The sequence below is a fragment of the Hallella colorans genome (genome assembly GCF_003096815.1).
GTDB classification, from domain to species: Bacteria; Bacteroidota; Bacteroidia; order Bacteroidales; family Bacteroidaceae; genus Prevotella; species Prevotella colorans.
The window spans coordinates 57,175-73,625 of sequence record NZ_QENY01000010.1; the positions used below are offsets into that span (position 1 = coordinate 57,175).

12 protein-coding genes are annotated in these 16,451 nt (G+C 49.0%); 9 read left to right on the top strand and 3 right to left on the bottom strand.

The window, feature by feature from the left end; all coding sequences use genetic code 11:
- Positions 1–46 precede the first annotated feature (46 nt).
- The 3 genes from C7379_RS06440 to C7379_RS06450 all read right to left on the bottom strand — a co-directional run bounded on the left by C7379_RS06440 (position 47) and on the right by C7379_RS06450 (position 6,489).
- Positions 47–4,114 (bottom strand): hybrid sensor histidine kinase/response regulator transcription factor, encoded by a 4,068-nt coding sequence (locus C7379_RS06440; protein WP_116616541.1) that lies wholly within the window; start codon positions 4,112–4,114, stop codon positions 47–49.
- A gap of 384 nt (positions 4,115–4,498) precedes the next feature.
- Positions 4,499–5,479, bottom strand: coding sequence for an AMP-binding protein (locus tag C7379_RS06445; RefSeq protein WP_116616542.1), 981 nt, complete (start codon positions 5,477–5,479; stop codon positions 4,499–4,501).
- Positions 5,458–6,489: an o-succinylbenzoate synthase gene (locus tag C7379_RS06450; protein WP_116616543.1), complete on the bottom strand. Its 1,032-nt coding sequence runs from the start codon at positions 6,487–6,489 to the stop codon at positions 5,458–5,460. The genes C7379_RS06445 and C7379_RS06450 overlap by 22 nt, the downstream gene beginning before the upstream one ends.
- Before the next feature lie 142 nt (positions 6,490–6,631).
- Between C7379_RS06450 and C7379_RS06455 the strand changes: the two genes are divergently transcribed.
- The 9 genes from C7379_RS06455 to C7379_RS06500 all read left to right on the top strand — a co-directional run bounded on the left by C7379_RS06455 (position 6,632) and on the right by C7379_RS06500 (position 16,445).
- The gene (locus C7379_RS06455) at positions 6,632–7,075 is read left to right on the top strand and encodes a PaaI family thioesterase (protein ID WP_116616544.1); all 444 of its coding nucleotides are present in this window, start codon (positions 6,632–6,634) and stop codon (positions 7,073–7,075) included.
- A gap of 15 nt (positions 7,076–7,090) precedes the next feature.
- Positions 7,091–8,140 carry an isochorismate synthase gene (locus C7379_RS06460; protein WP_116616545.1) on the top strand — a complete coding sequence of 350 codons (1,050 nt, stop codon included), beginning with the start codon at positions 7,091–7,093 and terminating at the stop codon, positions 8,138–8,140.
- Between the two features lie 8 nt (positions 8,141–8,148).
- Positions 8,149–9,822 (top strand): 2-succinyl-5-enolpyruvyl-6-hydroxy-3-cyclohexene-1-carboxylic-acid synthase, encoded by a 1,674-nt coding sequence (gene menD, locus C7379_RS06465; RefSeq protein WP_336469918.1) that lies wholly within the window; start codon positions 8,149–8,151, stop codon positions 9,820–9,822.
- A gap of 58 nt (positions 9,823–9,880) precedes the next feature.
- Positions 9,881–10,708, top strand: a complete 828-nt coding sequence (gene menB, locus C7379_RS06470; protein WP_036893456.1) for a 1,4-dihydroxy-2-naphthoyl-CoA synthase — start codon at positions 9,881–9,883, stop codon at positions 10,706–10,708.
- 1 nt (position 10,709) lies between these two features.
- Complete coding sequence (locus tag C7379_RS06475; RefSeq protein WP_116616547.1) at positions 10,710–10,904, top strand: hypothetical protein; 195 nt, start codon at positions 10,710–10,712, stop codon at positions 10,902–10,904.
- Between the two features lie 119 nt (positions 10,905–11,023).
- Positions 11,024–11,221, top strand: a complete 198-nt coding sequence (locus C7379_RS06480) for a hypothetical protein (protein ID WP_116616548.1) — start codon at positions 11,024–11,026, stop codon at positions 11,219–11,221.
- 734 nt (positions 11,222–11,955) lie between these two features.
- A complete protein-coding gene (lysS, locus tag C7379_RS06490; RefSeq protein ID WP_116616550.1) occupies positions 11,956–13,692 on the top strand; it encodes a lysine--tRNA ligase in 1,737 nt (578 codons plus the stop codon).
- A gap of 211 nt (positions 13,693–13,903) precedes the next feature.
- Positions 13,904–14,899 carry an NAD(P)H-dependent glycerol-3-phosphate dehydrogenase gene (locus C7379_RS06495; protein WP_116616551.1) on the top strand — a complete coding sequence of 332 codons (996 nt, stop codon included), beginning with the start codon at positions 13,904–13,906 and terminating at the stop codon, positions 14,897–14,899.
- 193 nt (positions 14,900–15,092) lie between these two features.
- Positions 15,093–16,445: a glucose-6-phosphate isomerase gene (locus tag C7379_RS06500; RefSeq protein WP_116616577.1), complete on the top strand. Its 1,353-nt coding sequence runs from the start codon at positions 15,093–15,095 to the stop codon at positions 16,443–16,445.
- The last annotated feature ends 6 nt before the right edge of the window (positions 16,446–16,451 follow it).

Here is a 16,451-nt window from a genome sequence, read left to right on the forward strand (position 1 = left end):
GCCCTTTTGTCTTATATTTTCAAATACTCAAGTCATCCAAGCGTTGTTATGCGTCCTTGCTCCTGAACTCCTTAGGGGTCATGCCATATTTAGTCTTGAAACAATAAGAAAAATAGCGTGGCGAACTGAACCCTAACCGATAGGCAATGTCAGATATTTGCAAATCAGGTTTATCTTTCAGCCAAATAGCGGAGGCACGCAACCGATAGTTCTGCATATAGTCGTTTGGGGTCATGCCCGTGAGCTCCTTGAACTTGTTGAAAAAGCTGCTCCTACCCATCATCATAGCCTTGGCCATCATGTCCACGGAGAAGTCAGAATTAGCCATATTGGCCTCGATGTAGCTGTCACATCGTTTGAGAAACTCGCGGTCTAATGGGGTGGTGGCCAGCAATTCAGCTGCCCCCCTGTCTTCTTCCATAAATTTTTTGCGCAGCAATATGCGAGATCTTACGAGGTTGTTGCACCGCACAATAAGCAACCGCGCGTCAAATGGCTTGGGCACATACTCATCGGCATTGCACCTGAAGCCCTCAATGGTGCTCTCCGTGGAACCCATAGCTGTAAGCAGCACCACGGGTATATGGCACACCGTAATATCATCCTTGATGCGTCTGCACATATCTGTGCCACTCATGCGGGGCATCATCACGTCGCTAACCACCAAGTCGGGCATTTCTTTCCGCGTCATTTCCAGACCCTCCACCCCATCACGGGCTGTCAACACACGATAAGTCTTTCCGAAAAGCTCGCTTAGGGTTATGAGCAAATCCTCGTTGTCTTCCACCAAGAGCACGGTGTACGACCCGCCATTCTCGGACGGAGGCAGCGGAATAAGCTCGTCAACAGTCTCGTCTTGGTCTGTCAAAACTTTTTCATTGTATGGTTTGAGAGGAACCGCCTCACGATTGGCTTCAACTATCTCATCATCAGAAAACATTTCCCTACCCTTGCGCAGCGTGACGATGAAGATGGAGCCATAGCCGGGCGAACTCTCCACGTGCACCAACCCATGATGCAAATCCACAATCTCCTTTACCAGCGCCAAGCCTATGCCTGTGCCCATGACATGACCAACGCCATCTGGACTCTCGCCAATCTGGTAGAAGCGGTCAAAGATTTTGTTCATATCCTTGCGCTGAATACCCACACCATTGTCCATGACTTTTAGGATCACGCTGTCTTGCTCGGCCGACACCTGCACCTCTACCATGCCTTGTTGTTTGTTCACATACTTAAAAGCGTTGGACAACAAGTTGTAAAGCACTTTCTCCATCTGCTTGGCATCAAACCAGCATAGGATGGAAGGTTCTGTCGACGAGAAACGATAGGTCACGTTGTGAGTCTGGGCATACGCCACAAAACCCTGGTAGACATTTTGCGCAAAGGCCACCATGTCGGTCTCTGCCACCTCCAAACGGGTGAAACCCTGCTCCATCTTACGAAAGTCTAACAGCTCATTGATCAGCTCCATCAGCTGGTTGGCATGCTGGCTCAGGGCCTTGACCTTCTTGTGCAGCGTCGTTCCGGATGTGGTCTCGGCGATGATGGCATCAAGTTTGGTGATGAGTAGCGTGAGCGGTGTCCGGAACTCATGGGATATACTGGTAAAGAAACGCAGCTTGGCCTTGTTCAATTCATTTATGTTCTTTTTTTCTTTTTTCTCCATTTCCAAAGAAGTGCGAAGCAAAAGTTCAGCTCTTTTGAAACGGTACACATAGTAAACGCCACCAAGAAAGAGCACCATGTAAACGAGGTAAGCCCACCATGTCTTGTACAAGGGCGGATGCACCACCACCCTCAACCTCAACTCGGGCGTTTCTCTCTGCCCCATACGTGGCTTCTCCCTGATGACAAGGGTATACGATCCGGGCACTATCTGTGTGTAAGTGATACGGTGCGAAGTGGTTTGCACCCATCGGTCCTCGTAGCCCTCCATCATATATTCGTACACAGTGTTATGATATGTGCCCACATAGTCGGTTTTGGCAAACATAATAGTCAGGTCGTTCTGGCTATGCTTGAGGTCGATGCGTTTCGTGCGATAGGCCGCGACACTGAGCACGCCTGTGTCATCGCCAGGCAATACCTCCTTGTTCTTGACAAAAAGGCGTGACACATACAGCTTGCAACCATTACGGGCATCCCTGATTTTCTCAGTCCTGAACGACACGAGCCCGTTGGTTCCACCCACAAATACGCTACCATCGCGACAAGTCACCATACCACAACCACGGTGCATGCCCGTGAGGGGGAAGTCAGGTGAGAACTCGATATTGCGTGCCAAACGTGTCGAAGGGTCAAAAATACTGATGCCTCGGTCAGAGTTGATGAGCAAGTACTTGCCAGAAGGCACTACCTCGTAACAGAAATTACTAACAATTCCGCAATTTTGCACATTCATGACAATGAACGAATCAGCCTTTGAATCATATTGTGCCATACCTCCTCCACGTGTCACCACGTAGATGCGGCGATGGCTATCTTCGTTGATGTCTGTAACATAATAGGGGCTTAATCCCTTGGTTCCAGCCTTATAATACCGCTGGTCGCGCTCGTTGTTGAGTTTTATCCTATACAGTCCTGCGTCGGCAGCAATCCATATATACCCTTTGTGGTCAATATGGAAGGAAGAATTGCCATAGTTTTTCCCCGAAGGGAAGAGCGGTTCTATACGGTCTGTCTCTACATTGGCTTTCCAAATACCCTGTGGAGTGGTGAAGACCAACATGTCACCGATGAGGCACATGCCAAAAATTTGATCGCCAAAACGCGACCGATAATCGGGATGAATGTTCCAAATGTTATGGAAACGATTGGCGGTAATATCATAATATGTCAATCCGCCGGTATGCGTTCCTATATAGAGTTTGTTCCTTTTAGCGTCGTAGACTATGTTTTTAAGGTTGTTATGCACAATGTCGTTACCATTTCGCCCCTTCATGTAATGGGTTATCTTGCCAGTTTTTCGGTCCAGCCTATTTAGGCCGCCACCTTCGGTGCAAATCCATAGGTATCCGTTTTTATCCTCCACCATGTGCCCAACAAACGGATAGCTAAGGCAATCGGTGCGATTGACGTCTGCCGAGTAGAAGGTGAACATGTCTGTACGTGGGTTGAAATAGTTCACGCCACCAAAATAAGTGCCTACCCATATAGTGCCGTTCCTATCCTTGTACACCGGGAAGACCGATGAGTGGCTCAAACTGTATGGATTGTTAGTGTGGGCGTAAACCGTGAACAGGCCTGTATGGTAGTCGTATTTGTTAAGTCCCATGAATGTGCCTATCCAGATATTACCATCAGAATCTTCATTGATGCCACGCACCATGTTACCGGCTATGCGCCCACTGGTAAACGTTTCAGACTGCGAGAAGTTGTAATAAGACTGCCAAGCGTCTTTGTCATGCGCCAAGAAGTTGACCATTCCACCCGCGTTCCTCAAAAGGAAGCAACCGTTGTCGCGCGTGGACACCCATACATTGTGACGCGAATCCTCGAAAATCTCGTAGATTTCGCATTGGGGGATGATCTCACGGAGCATCTTTCCGCCATCCTTTCGATAGAGTCCATTGGAGGTTCCTATCCACAAACGCTTGCGACCGTCCCTATATATATAGGTGATATGCCGGCCGGCCGGCACCTTGCAAATGGTTTTGGGAGAGCCTCCTGTAGTGCTCAAACAAAGCAAAGTATTGTGTCGCCCCACATACAACATATTATCAATGCTGTAAAGGCTGTAAACGCCGCCTTGAACGACAAATCGAAATTTCTGCAAGGCTAAGTCATAGCGTACCACCGAATGGTTGGAAATGAAATAAACATTGCCAGCCGTGTCGCCAACAATAGCGCTTACATCAGTGACAATGTTCGTTTTGCGCTGCTTATTGCGATCGTCATTGCTAATGAATGTCTTATAAGGAATGATGCTATAGCCATCAAAGATATTGACTCCCTCCTCTGTACCAAACCACATTCGGCCCAATTTGTCTTGGTAAATAGACAGAACAGATAGCTGAGACAGGCCGTCCTTGCTGTCTAAATGCTTGAATTGGATAGCAAAAAGAGACTGGCTGCAAAAAAGAATAATCAATAAAAGTAGTCTAAATCGCATCTGTAGCTGTTCTGATAATCAATACAACATTCAAGAAGTCGTTTGTTGTTTTTAATCGATAGATTTTTTATGTTCGCGCTTGTAAAAGTCATAACGCAAATCTTCTAACGAATAAAAGTATGCGACAAAGATACAACAAAAAAAGAGATACTACCAAGTTTATTTGCCACGATTTGATATTTAAAGACAAAAAAAATGGTGAACGGCATATCTTTCGCGATAGATGAAAAAAAATTACATCATCATTCAAAGAACAAAAAGAACAGGCGGGCACCATCATCTTACACACACAATATTGGCATGGCAGACGCGAGGCTACGCCATCAAATACATATATAATAAGGTATAGAAATAAAAAAGGCAAACAATGGTTCATACTTGCCTTCACAAGACCATCTGCTCGGCAATCTTTCGGGCAGGCTTGCCGTTATCCGTAAGCGGTATTCGGTCCACATGAACATATTTGCGAGGTACCCAATATTTGGGCAAAGTGGCCAAGCAAACGCCCATAACCTTGTCAATATCGGTGTCCTCGGTGAGCAACGCCACCTGCTCGCCAAATTTTTCAGATCGTGATTTTGTAATGAGAAAAGGGGCGGCGAGTATGCGTTGGAGTTTTTTTTCCACCTCTTCTATCTGGATTTTCACGCCGCCTGAGACTATAACATTGTCCCTCCGTCCCAAAATTCTGAAACCTTTGCCCTGCTTTATCTCCACCCTGTCATTGGTCACGAGAGGCCCATCGTGCACCAGCGGGGCGTCGATGACAAGGCACCCATCAGCATTTTGACTAATTTGAACCGTGCGGAAAGGTTTATACCACTCGCTTGCGGCTTTGCCATTAAGCCTGCGCAAGGCGATATGCGAAAGTGTTTCGGTCATGCCATAGGTGCTCCAAACATGGTGAGGAAAAGTCTTGAGCTGTTCCTCGAGACGGGCATCGATAGCGCCGCCACCAATAATGAGATGGTTAACGCCACGCAACCATCGGTTTTCCTCGGGCACTTGCAACGTATTGTAAACCTGAAGTGGCACCATCGCTGCAAAAGTGACGCGTCCCGGACCACGAAAATCGGTTGGCAACTCAGCGTAAGGATGCCCGGATGGTCTGACCGTCACTAATCGCATGCCACGCTCCAAGCTCCTCACCACCATCATCTTGGCGCCTATATATTTAAGGTTCATACAGAGCAGGGCTGTATCCGCGGACGTTAAGCCCAAAAAGTCACATGTGATCCGAGCCGAGTTAAGCATGCGTCGCTTTTCCACGCGCATGGCCTTGGGCATGCCGGTGGAGCCGCTGGTCTGGACCATCACGGTATCTCCACCATCATTCCAAGCGGTTAAGAATTCCTCAAGAACCATAGTTTGTCTCCCTCAATCCGCAATGGCGTCTTGGTATTATTGGTATAGAGCATGCCCGTGCCCAACCCTTGGGGTAACAAGAGCTCCGAACCGTACACCTCCGCGCAGAACTGAGCCACGGCGTTGAGCCCCACGTTGCTCTCTAACGCAGATGTTATCCACGAGCCAATGTTACGCTCCTTGGCCATCTTTATCCATTCGCGACAACCCGCCATACCCCCGTGCAAACTGGGTTTAAGCACGATGTAATCAGGGCTTATCGTATCAAGCAAGTTGGATTTCATGTTCAGTTGGTTCACACCAATGAGCTCTTCGTCCAAGGCTATGGGCACAGGCGACTTGCCACACAGCCAAGCCATCTCGCGCCACTGGTGCTGACGGATGGGCTGCTCAATGGAATGGATGTCATATTGGGCCAACTCCTCCAATCGATTGAGTGCGTTTTCTGGCGTGAACCCACCATTGGCATCCACCCTAAGCTCTATCGTTCCACTGTCATAGCGCGCCCGAATATGACGAATTAAAGCTATTTCTCTCTCCCAATCGATGGCGCCTATTTTGAGTTTGACACAACGAAAACCTGCTTCCAACTTCTCCTCAAGGCGCGCAAACATCTCATCAAACGTGCCCATCCATATCAATCCGTTGATAATAATACCTTCTTCACCTCGCGCAAAAGGCGTGTCAAAAAAAGCAAGGGAGCCTCTTGCGTCAATCTGGGCAAAGGCTGTTTCAAGTCCGAAAAGAATGGATGGATAACCACGAAGCATCTCATAAGGTATGCCGCCCGTCCGCTCGACAAACGCGCACACCCTATCGAGCGTCCGCTCGTAACGGTCCTGGGGCATGGCGTCACAACTAAGGTCTGGCAATACAGAACATTCGCCTATGCCGACAACACCATCTTGCTCTATGCGTACATAGTAAGAACGATGTGTTGTGTACACGCCTCGACTCGTTCCGGCGGGTTGTTTGAAACGCAATAGCCTGTCTATATATGATATTTTCAACTTGCGAACGACTTTACTGTATATTGAAAGAATGGGCAACCAAATAGTTTCGCACAAAGATAGCAAAAAAAACGCACGCGGATAAACTTCTGTCCAATCTTTTTATTAACTTTGCAATAACAACCTCTAAACACAAACATCCATGAATATAGAACATCAAAAGAAAGTCATCGCAAGTCAAGACGGACTCTCCAACACCCTTGCCATCGAGTTTATATCCACGCCCGAGCCTGACACTTGTATGGCGCGAATGAAGGTTGACAAACTAAACCGTCAGCCATTCGGTTTTCTTTCTGGTGGCGCGACATTGGCCTTGGCCGAAAACTTGGCCGGAGTGGGTTCCATGTCGCTATGTCCAGACAAAATTTGTGTGGGCATTAACGTTAGTGGATCGCACGTCAGGGCTGTCATGGAAGGCGACACTGTCACAGCCTATGGCAAGCTACAACATCAAGGCGGCACATTTCACGAATGGCAAATCGACGTGAAAGACACCCTTGGCAATCTTGTCTCAACCGTGCATGTCACCAATTACGTGATGGCTACTATTAAAAAAGACAAGCCTGAGAGCGCCTCAAAGGATTAAAAGAAATCTTTACTCGTGGACAAAAAACTGTACAATTACGCATATTTTCGATTGCCCGAGCAAAACCATTTTACATTTATCGCACAGACTAAGGGCGAGCCTTCGCCACTTCAATCAATGCTCCAATTGGATGGAAAGAATGGCTTTGTCATGGCCCCGTTCGCCATCTCACCGCGCCACCCCATCTTGTTGATGAGGCCAGACATCGTCGAACAGCACGAAAACGTATTGTCACCATTTGTCCAAGAGCATCCAAACGAAACATGCCAACAAGACGCAGGCAAAGCCAATTACACACGCGACTTTGCCGTTTTTCATGCCGCGGTGGCTCAAGGACGCTTCAGCAAGCTGGTCTTGTCGCGTCAAGCCCGAACGGAGCACATCTCCACGATGACTCCGGAAATGTTGTTCCATCGTGCCTGCGCCATGTATCCACACCAAAACATCGCACTTGTATCCATGCGCCAAGCCGGCACTTGGTTGATGGCTACACCCGAATTGTTGCTACGTGGCAAAGCCAACCAATGGCACACCATGGCCTTGGCCGGAACCATGAGGGCGCAACAACGACGACCGTCACAGCCCAACGCGATTTGGTCCGAGAAGAATTTGCAAGAGCAACGGTATGTAGCCTCTTACATAAAAGACATTCTTGAGCGATTCGCCGACAACGTTTCACATCACGGGCCTTATACCACCGTGGCAGCGCAGCTGTTGCATTTACGCACAGATTTCACCTTTTCGCTGCGCCAGCCCGAACACATTGGCCATTTGTTACAAGCTCTCCATCCCACGCCCGCCGTGTGTGGCATGCCCAAAGAAGACGCCAAGGCATTCATACTTGACAACGAACATATAGAAAGAAAATATTACAGCGGATTTTGCGGTCCGCTATTTCTGAAAGATTATACCCATCTTTTGGTTTCATTAAGGTGCATGGAGATATGTCACGACCACCTTAACCTATATGCCGGAGGTGGCATTTTGCCAGACAGCGAGGTAGAAGCCGAGTGGGATGAAACACTGTTCAAACTGCAAACCATGCGACGTTTGCTTATCTGCTAAACCATATCATGATGTATTCAAGCAAAGAAAACGTTAACATTCTCACGGCATTGTTGCAACAATGGGGTGTCGTTCACGCTGTAGTATGCCCCGGAAGCAGAAACGCCCCTATCGTTCACAACCTCAAGGCATGCGGCTCCATCACATGTTATCCCGTTACTGATGAGCGTTCCGCAGGGTTCTTCGCCTTGGGCTTGAGCCAAGTGGCCGATGAGCCGGTAGTGGTTTGCGTCACCTCTGGATCGGCACTGCTCAATGTAGCGCCCGCGGCGGCCGAAGCCCTGTACCAGCGTCGCAAGCTCATCATCATCTCGGCCGACCGTCCCGCGTCGATGATAGGGCAGCTACAAGGCCAAACCATGCACCAGCCCACGACCTTGACCCACTTTGTGCGCAAGGCCGTCAACCTGCCCGAGCCACACGACGACACCGAGCATTGGTACTGCAACCGTCTTGTCAACGAGGCGCTCATCGAGCTTGAACGGGGCGATGGCGGCCCGGTGCACATCAACGTGCCCATCTCCGAGCCCTTGTTCGATTTCTCCGCAAAACACCTTCCCACCGAGCGGGTCATGCATTTGCACGAGCCACAATGCGACATTGGAGCGCTGGCGGAGGTTGTTAGCTGCTTCGCAAAAGCCAAACGGCCTATGATAGTCATAGGACAAAGCAAATACGAGGATTTTATTGGTGTCGACGACTCGTTTCGCACACTCGGCGATTACTGCGCGCTGATCGTGGAACAATTGGGTAACGCTATCGATCCAGAACCTTATTTCATTGACGAGACACTCATCAAGGCGGAGTGTGACGAAGAGAAATTCCTGCCCGACGTCATCGTGTTTATGGGCGGGAACATCGTGAGCAAACGGCTAAGACTGTTTTTGAGGAAAGCCAAAGACGCGCGGACATTCATCGTCAACAAAGACGGTGCGGCGCGAGACATATTCATGCACGCCACCGACATTGTCCAAGCCTCTACCACAGACATGTTGGAGGCCTTGGCCACAACCATCAAGGGTGCCTCGACAACACCGTATAACAATCTATGGATGACATATATGCAAAGATGTTGTGACCGTTTGGACAGCTTTGACCCATGTTTCTCGCAGATGAGCGCAGTGCGCGATTTTTGTGCCATCACCAACTCGTTGGAATGTGAATGTCATTTTGCCAACAGCACATCGGTACGCTTGGGTATGGCCTACTTGTTCAGATACATGTTCGTAAACCGCGGCATGAACGGCATAGAGGGCTCGCTATCCACCGCCGTAGGCTATGCGTGCGGCATAGACTGCTTGGTGTTTTGCGTCATCGGAGACCTTAGTTTCTTCTACGATCAAAACGCATTGTGGAACAACAACCTCACCAGCAACCTGCGCATACTGTTGCTCAACAATGGCGAGGGCGCCATCTTTCGAGGGCTGCCAGGACTGGCGGACAGTCCGGCGAGCGAGCAAGAAATTTGCGGCGCGCACGTCACGTCGGCTGAGGGCATTTGCGAACAGAACAACGTGCGATATTTTTCCGCTCGCAACACACGAGAACTTCGAGACGGGTTGGAAGAGCTCATCGACGAAGACTGCCCCTTACCCGTGTTGCTCGAAGTCTTCACCAACGCCGAGACTGACGCGAAGGTGCTGTACGACTATCTCTATGCCGAGAAAAAACAAGCCAACTAACAATGGGCGCACCTCACCGATGCGCGCCCGTAACGACATTTAAATATCACAAACGCTTATGAATCATCGTGAATGGAAGAAAATAGAGGGCTTCGATTTTCAAGAAATCCTCTTTGAAGAGTTTCATCAAATTGCCAAAATCACCATCAACAGGCCACGCTATCGCAACGCTTTTACGCCGCTTACGGTCATGGAGATGGGGCGCGCACTGAACTATTGCCGCGAATGTTTGGACATACGCGTGGTGCTTTTGACCGGCGCCGGCGACAAAGCCTTTTGCTCGGGGGGCGACATGCACGTCAAGGGCAAGGGCGGATACGTGGGACAAGACGGCGTGCCGAGGCTCAACGTGCTGGACGTGCAGATGCAAATCAGGCGGCTGCCCAAACCCGTCATAGCCATGGTGAACGGCTACGCTATCGGTGGCGGACACGTGCTGCACGTGATGTGCGACCTCACCGTGGCGTCCGACAATGCCATATTCGGACAGACGGGCCCCAAGGTAGGCAGCTTCGACGCTGGTTTTGGCGCCAGCTACCTGGCCCGCATCGTCGGCCAAAAGAAGGCGCGAGAAATATGGTTTCTCTGCCAACAATATTCGGCCACGGAGGCGGAGCGCATGGGACTGGTCAACAAGGTGGTTCCCATAGACCAGCTTGAAGACACCTGCGTGGAATGGGCGGAGATCATGATGGAGCGTTCGCCATTGGCTTTGCGCATGATGAAAGCTGGCTTCAACGCCGAACTTGACGGCCAAGCGGGCATACAAGAACTGGCAGGAGACGCCACCATGCTCTACTACACGCTCGACGAGGCCCACGAGGGCGGCCAAGCATTTCTCGAAAAACGAAAGCCAGACTTCGACAAATACCCAAAATTTCCATAACATGGCATGTGCGTGGCTGTCCGATTGGACGGTCACGCTCATTTTTCCCACCAAAATCTATCCGCAAAAACTCCATCCTTTCGTAATCACGCAACCACAATGCCACGTTGGCATCGATACGCTTCGCTCATTCACCGTCATGCTCATGATATTTGTAAAAAACAATACTGGCGACCAAATATTCTCCATACCATAACACGCCGAGTGGAGCAGGATGAGCTAACGCGCCCCCATGTTTCTGTCTTTCTTGTTCATCATGGGCATGCCCGCCTGCCTTAGCCTCTGAAAAAATGTCTTCAAATGGTGGCCTAAATAGTGTACAAAACGGCAAAAACATACGCTATTGCTATTGCTCATCGGTTTTGGGCATCACAAACACCATTTTACGACCTTATCCACGCCATGATCACCGATGGCTATTGGGCCAGCATGGCCTATGCCGCCCTGTTTGTGTCGCCGCGCGCGCCGATGGGCAACACACTGTGGAGACAACGCCTATACATCAAGTTGTGACGCTCGCCCATACACGGAAGACGTGTCTGACGTAAATATTTTATCACTAAAACGAGCGTCTCTAAACAACCTCTTTTAGCCAAGCGAAAACCGGATTTGACACCATTTCTAACGCCTCCGGCTCAAAACATGGCCACGGCATCGAGCGTTTAGTGCTCAAAGGCATTGCGTTTAAGACCGAAACGTAAGCCGTTCAAGCATGAAACGCAAGACCATTAAAGCCTAATCACGACACGATTAGAACCGAATCGCAAGCTGGCTAAAGGGCAAATCCACTAAATTTTCGACCGAAAGACACTAACAGTCTGATTTTTAGCAAATTGCGAAACAGCTCCATTTTTGACGAATTTGCGGCCAAGGCGTCCGCCATTCGCAAATACGCAAAGCACAGAGAGGCTTTTGTCAGAATTTTTCAACATGTTTTCCTCACTCCGACGATATGCCACACACACGACAGCAAGCTCACAACGCAAACAAGTGGCAAACGGAGCGGCGTATGCAATAAATGTTGCGACGCAAACCCGCCACGTATAGTCGCGCCCATTTTTAGGGGCCGTCATCTCATAGCGTGGCACGCCAACCACCACCTTTGGCATTGACACAAACCAATATTATGCAAAAAGTGGCACGCGCATTGCATGCCGGGAACATTATTATTTAATTAAACCATCCTCTTTCTAAATACTTTTTATTAACTTTGCACGTTAGAAAGAATATATTGGAATAGTATAAATATGAACATTTTGGAATTGAGCGAGCAGGAGATAGGCCGTCGCCAAAGCTTGCAAGAACTAATCAATATGGGTATAACACCCTACCCCGCCAACGAGTTTCCGACCAACGCATTCTCCGTGGATATCATCAACGAGTTTAAAGAGGATGAGAAACGAGAAGTCGTGATAGCCGGAAGAATGATGACCCGACGGGTGATGGGGAAGGCAAGTTTCGTGGAATTGCAAGACAGCAAAGGTCGCATCCAGGTTTATGTGACCCGTGATGACATCTGCCCTGAAGACAACAAAGAGCTATATAACAAGGTCTTTAAGAAACTGATGGATATTGGCGACTTCATCGGCATAAAGGGTTTTGTGTTTAAAACCCAAACCGGCGAGGTGTCTGTACACGCCCAAGAACTCACGTTGCTGAGCAAAAGCATCAAGCCCCTGCCCATCGTGAAATATAAAGATGGCGAAACTTTCGACAAGTTTGACGACCCAGAGTTGCGCGCTCGCCAACGCTACGTGGACCTCGTGGTGAACGATGGCGTGAAAGACACGTTCCTCAAACGGGCCACCGTGCTGCGAACCATGCGCCGCTTCTTTGACGAGGCAGGGTACACCGAGGTGGAGACGCCCACGCTGCAAAGTATCGCAGGCGGCGCGAGCGCACGCCCGTTCATCACCCATTTCAACGCTCTCAACATAGACATGTATATGCGCATTGCCACCGAGTTATACCTCAAGAGGCTGATAGTGGGTGGCTTTGAGGGTGTGTACGAGATAGGAAAGAACTTTCGCAACGAGGGCATGGACAAGTTTCACAACCCCGAATTCACGTGCATGGAGCTGTACGTGCAGTACAAAGACTACAACTGGATGATGAGCTTCACCGAGAAATTGCTCGAAACCATCTGCATGGCTGTCAACGGCAGCACCGAGGTAAAAAACGGAGAGCATGTCATCTCGTTCAAGGCTCCATACAGACGGCTACCCATATTAGACGCCATCAAAGAGAAAACAGGATTTGACCTCACGGGGAAAACCGAACAAGAGATTTACAAGATAGCCACCGAGAACCTGAAAATGGAATCGGTGGATGAGACGTTCGGCAAAGGCAAACTCATCGACGAGATATTTGGCGAGTTTTGCGAGGGTACGTTCATACAGCCCACCTTTATCATAGACTATCCCGTGGAGATGTCTCCACTGACCAAGATGCACCGTTCCAAGCCGGGGCTTACGGAGCGATTCGAGTTGATGGTGAACGGCAAAGAACTGGCTAACGCCTACTCTGAGCTGAACGACCCTCTCGATCAAGAACAGCGATTCATAGACCAAATGCTGCTTGCAGACAAAGGTGACGACGAAGCTATGGTCATAGACCACGACTTCTTGCGCGCGTTGCAATACGGCATGCCACCCACTTCGGGCATCGGTATTGGGATAGACCGATTGGTAATGATGATGACGGGGCAGCCGAACATTCAGGAAGTGATACTCTTCCCACAACTAAAACCGGAGAAGAAGATACCCCAGAGCGCCATTGCCGAGTGGGCGGAGCTTGGCGTAGAGGAAGATTGGGTGTACGTGCTGCGCAAAGCAGGTTTCAATCTTATACCTGACATCAAAGACGAGAAAGCCCAAGGCTTACAGCAAAAACTTGGCGAAATCGTCAAAAAATATAAGTTAGATTACAAAAAACCGTCTGTCGACGAAATCCAATCGTGGATAGACAAGGCTAACAAAGACTAAAAGACAAGAAAACAAAGGACAGCAACGCTATAAGTTTCTTAATGAAATGGGCATGAACGGCATATTGACCCAAGCATGGTCAAATGCGTTGTCCAGTATCATAAAATCACAATAGAAATATGTACTGATGTTCTTTCGCATGAAAATGAAACTAAAAAGAAAATTGTTCTTATGTCTTTATGTCCAACGTCATGTCCTAATGTCATAAGTTATGTTCGACATTGGTAAGATAGCAATAATCGGAGGAGGATCGTGGGCCACGGCCATCGCTAAGATAGTGGTGAACCATACGCATCACATTGGATGGTACATGCGTCGAGACGATCGTATCGAGGATTTCATTCGCCTCGGTCATAACCCTGCCTACCTTACGTCGGCGCATTTTGACGTGGACGAGATATTCTTCTCGTCAGACCTCAACAAGATAGCCAAGACCTACGACACGTTGGTGTTCGTCACACCATCGCCCTATCTGAAAAACCATCTTAAGAAGCTCAAGACAAACATACGAGACAAATTTATCGTCACGGCCATCAAAGGTATCGTGCCAGATGAGAATCTGATTTGCTCAGAATATTTCCACAAGAGATTTGATGTGGGCTATGACAACTTGGCTTGTATAGGTGGCCCTTCGCATGCGGAGGAAGTGGCTTTAGACAGGTTGAGCTATCTCACGGTAGCCTGCCGCGACCTTGTCAAAGCGAAAGCTTTTACGGATGTGCTGGACTCTGACGTGATCAAGACTAAGCTATCCTCAGATGTCGTGGGCATCGAATACTCATCCGTACTGAAAAATGTTTATGCCATAGCTGCGGGCATTTGCAATGGTTTGAAATATGGCGATAACTTTCAAGCGGTGCTTATGAGCAACGCTGTACAAGAAATGAACCGCTTTCTCACCGTGGTGCACCCACTGGAACGCTCTATTATTGACAGCGTTTACCTCGGAGACCTTTTAGTGACAGGCTATTCGAACTTTTCACGAAACCGCACTTTTGGTATGATGATTGGACAAGGGTATAGCGTGAAAACAGCGCAAATAGAGATGGAAATGATTGCGGAGGGATATTACGGCACCAAATGTATGAAAGAAATAAACCGACACCTGCATGTCAACATGCCCATTCTCGATGCCGTCTACAATATTTTGTATGAGCGTATCAATCCCAAGAGAGAGATAAAACTCTTGACAGACTCGTTCAGGTGATTTGGCAGAGCGCGTGATTAGGCCAAGATATGTCGATGGCCCCTACGCCCATCAAGCCGGGAGGACTTCGAATCGAGGTAAAAAGAAAGAGGGAGAGATTCTAAAAAACACTTTTAATATTCACAGGATAAACGGACAGCGAAATGCGTTTGCACATCTTTCTGTCTGAAAATCTGTCTTAATGTCAAAAATAATGGAAATGATCAAATTAGACATTACAAAGGCCACCAAGTTCCTCAAGGCAGGAGCGGTGGAGGGTTTAGAACCCAAAGTGAAAGCCGCCCAAGAGGCTTTGGAGAGCGGTTCGTGCGAGGGTAGCGACTTCCTCGGCTGGTTGCATTTGCCAACAAATACTTCTGACAAATTCCTTGACGAGGTACAAGCGGTGGCAAACACACTGCGCAAGAAGTGCGAAGTGGTGGTAGTGGCCGGTATTGGTGGGTCGTACCTCGGAGCGAGGGCTGTCATCGAGGCGTTGGGAAACAGTTTCTCATGGCTCATCAACGACAAGAAAAACCCAACTATACTGTTCGCTGGCAACAACATCGGGGAGGATTATCTCTACGAGCTGACCGAATATCTCAAAGACAAGAAGTTTGGTATCATCAACATCTCCAAGTCTGGAACAACCACAGAGACAGCATTGGCCTTTAGACTGCTGAAGAAACAATGCGAGAACCAACGAGGCAAGGCAGAGGCGAAAGAGGTCATCGTGGCTATCACCGACGCCAAAAAGGGAGCCGCTCGCACATGCGCCGACAAGGAAGGGTACAAGAGTTTTGTCATCCCAGACAATGTGGGTGGACGTTTTTCAGTGCTCACCCCAGTGGGATTGCTGCCCATAGCTGTGGCCGGTTACGACATCAAGGCACTCATAAGGGGTGCTCAGGATATGGAAAAAGCAACTGGAAAAGACGTACCCCTTGCCCAAAATATTGCCGCCCAATATGCCGCCACGCGACAGGCGCTATACCAACAAGCTGGCAAGAAAATAGAAATCGTGGTCAATTTCCAACCTAAATTGCACTTCATAGGCGAGTGGTGGAAACAACTTTACGGCGAGAGCGAGGGCAAAGACAACAAGGGAATATTCCCCGCCGCGTGCGACTTCACCACCGACCTGCATTCCATGGGCCAATGGATACAGCAAGGAGAACGCTCCATCTTTGAGACTGTGCTCTCCATTGAGAACCCCAACCATCGTTTAGACTTCCCCTCAGACGAAGAAAATCTCGACGGATTGAACTTTCTCGCAGGCAAACGCGTGGACGAAGTAAACAAGATGGCGGAGCTGGGCACAAGTTTGGCACACGTGGACGGCGACGTGCCCAATATCCGCGTGAGCGTTCCTAAACTTGACGAGCGCTATTTGGGACAACTCATCTACTTCTTCGAGATAGCTTGTGGTATCAGTGGATTGATACAAGAGGTGAACCCATTCAACCAGCCCGGAGTAGAAGCCTACAAGAAAAATATGTTCGCGCTGCTCAACAAGCCAGGCTACGAGGCGGAGAGCAAAGCTATCAAGGAGAGACTCTCCAAATAAGAAGGC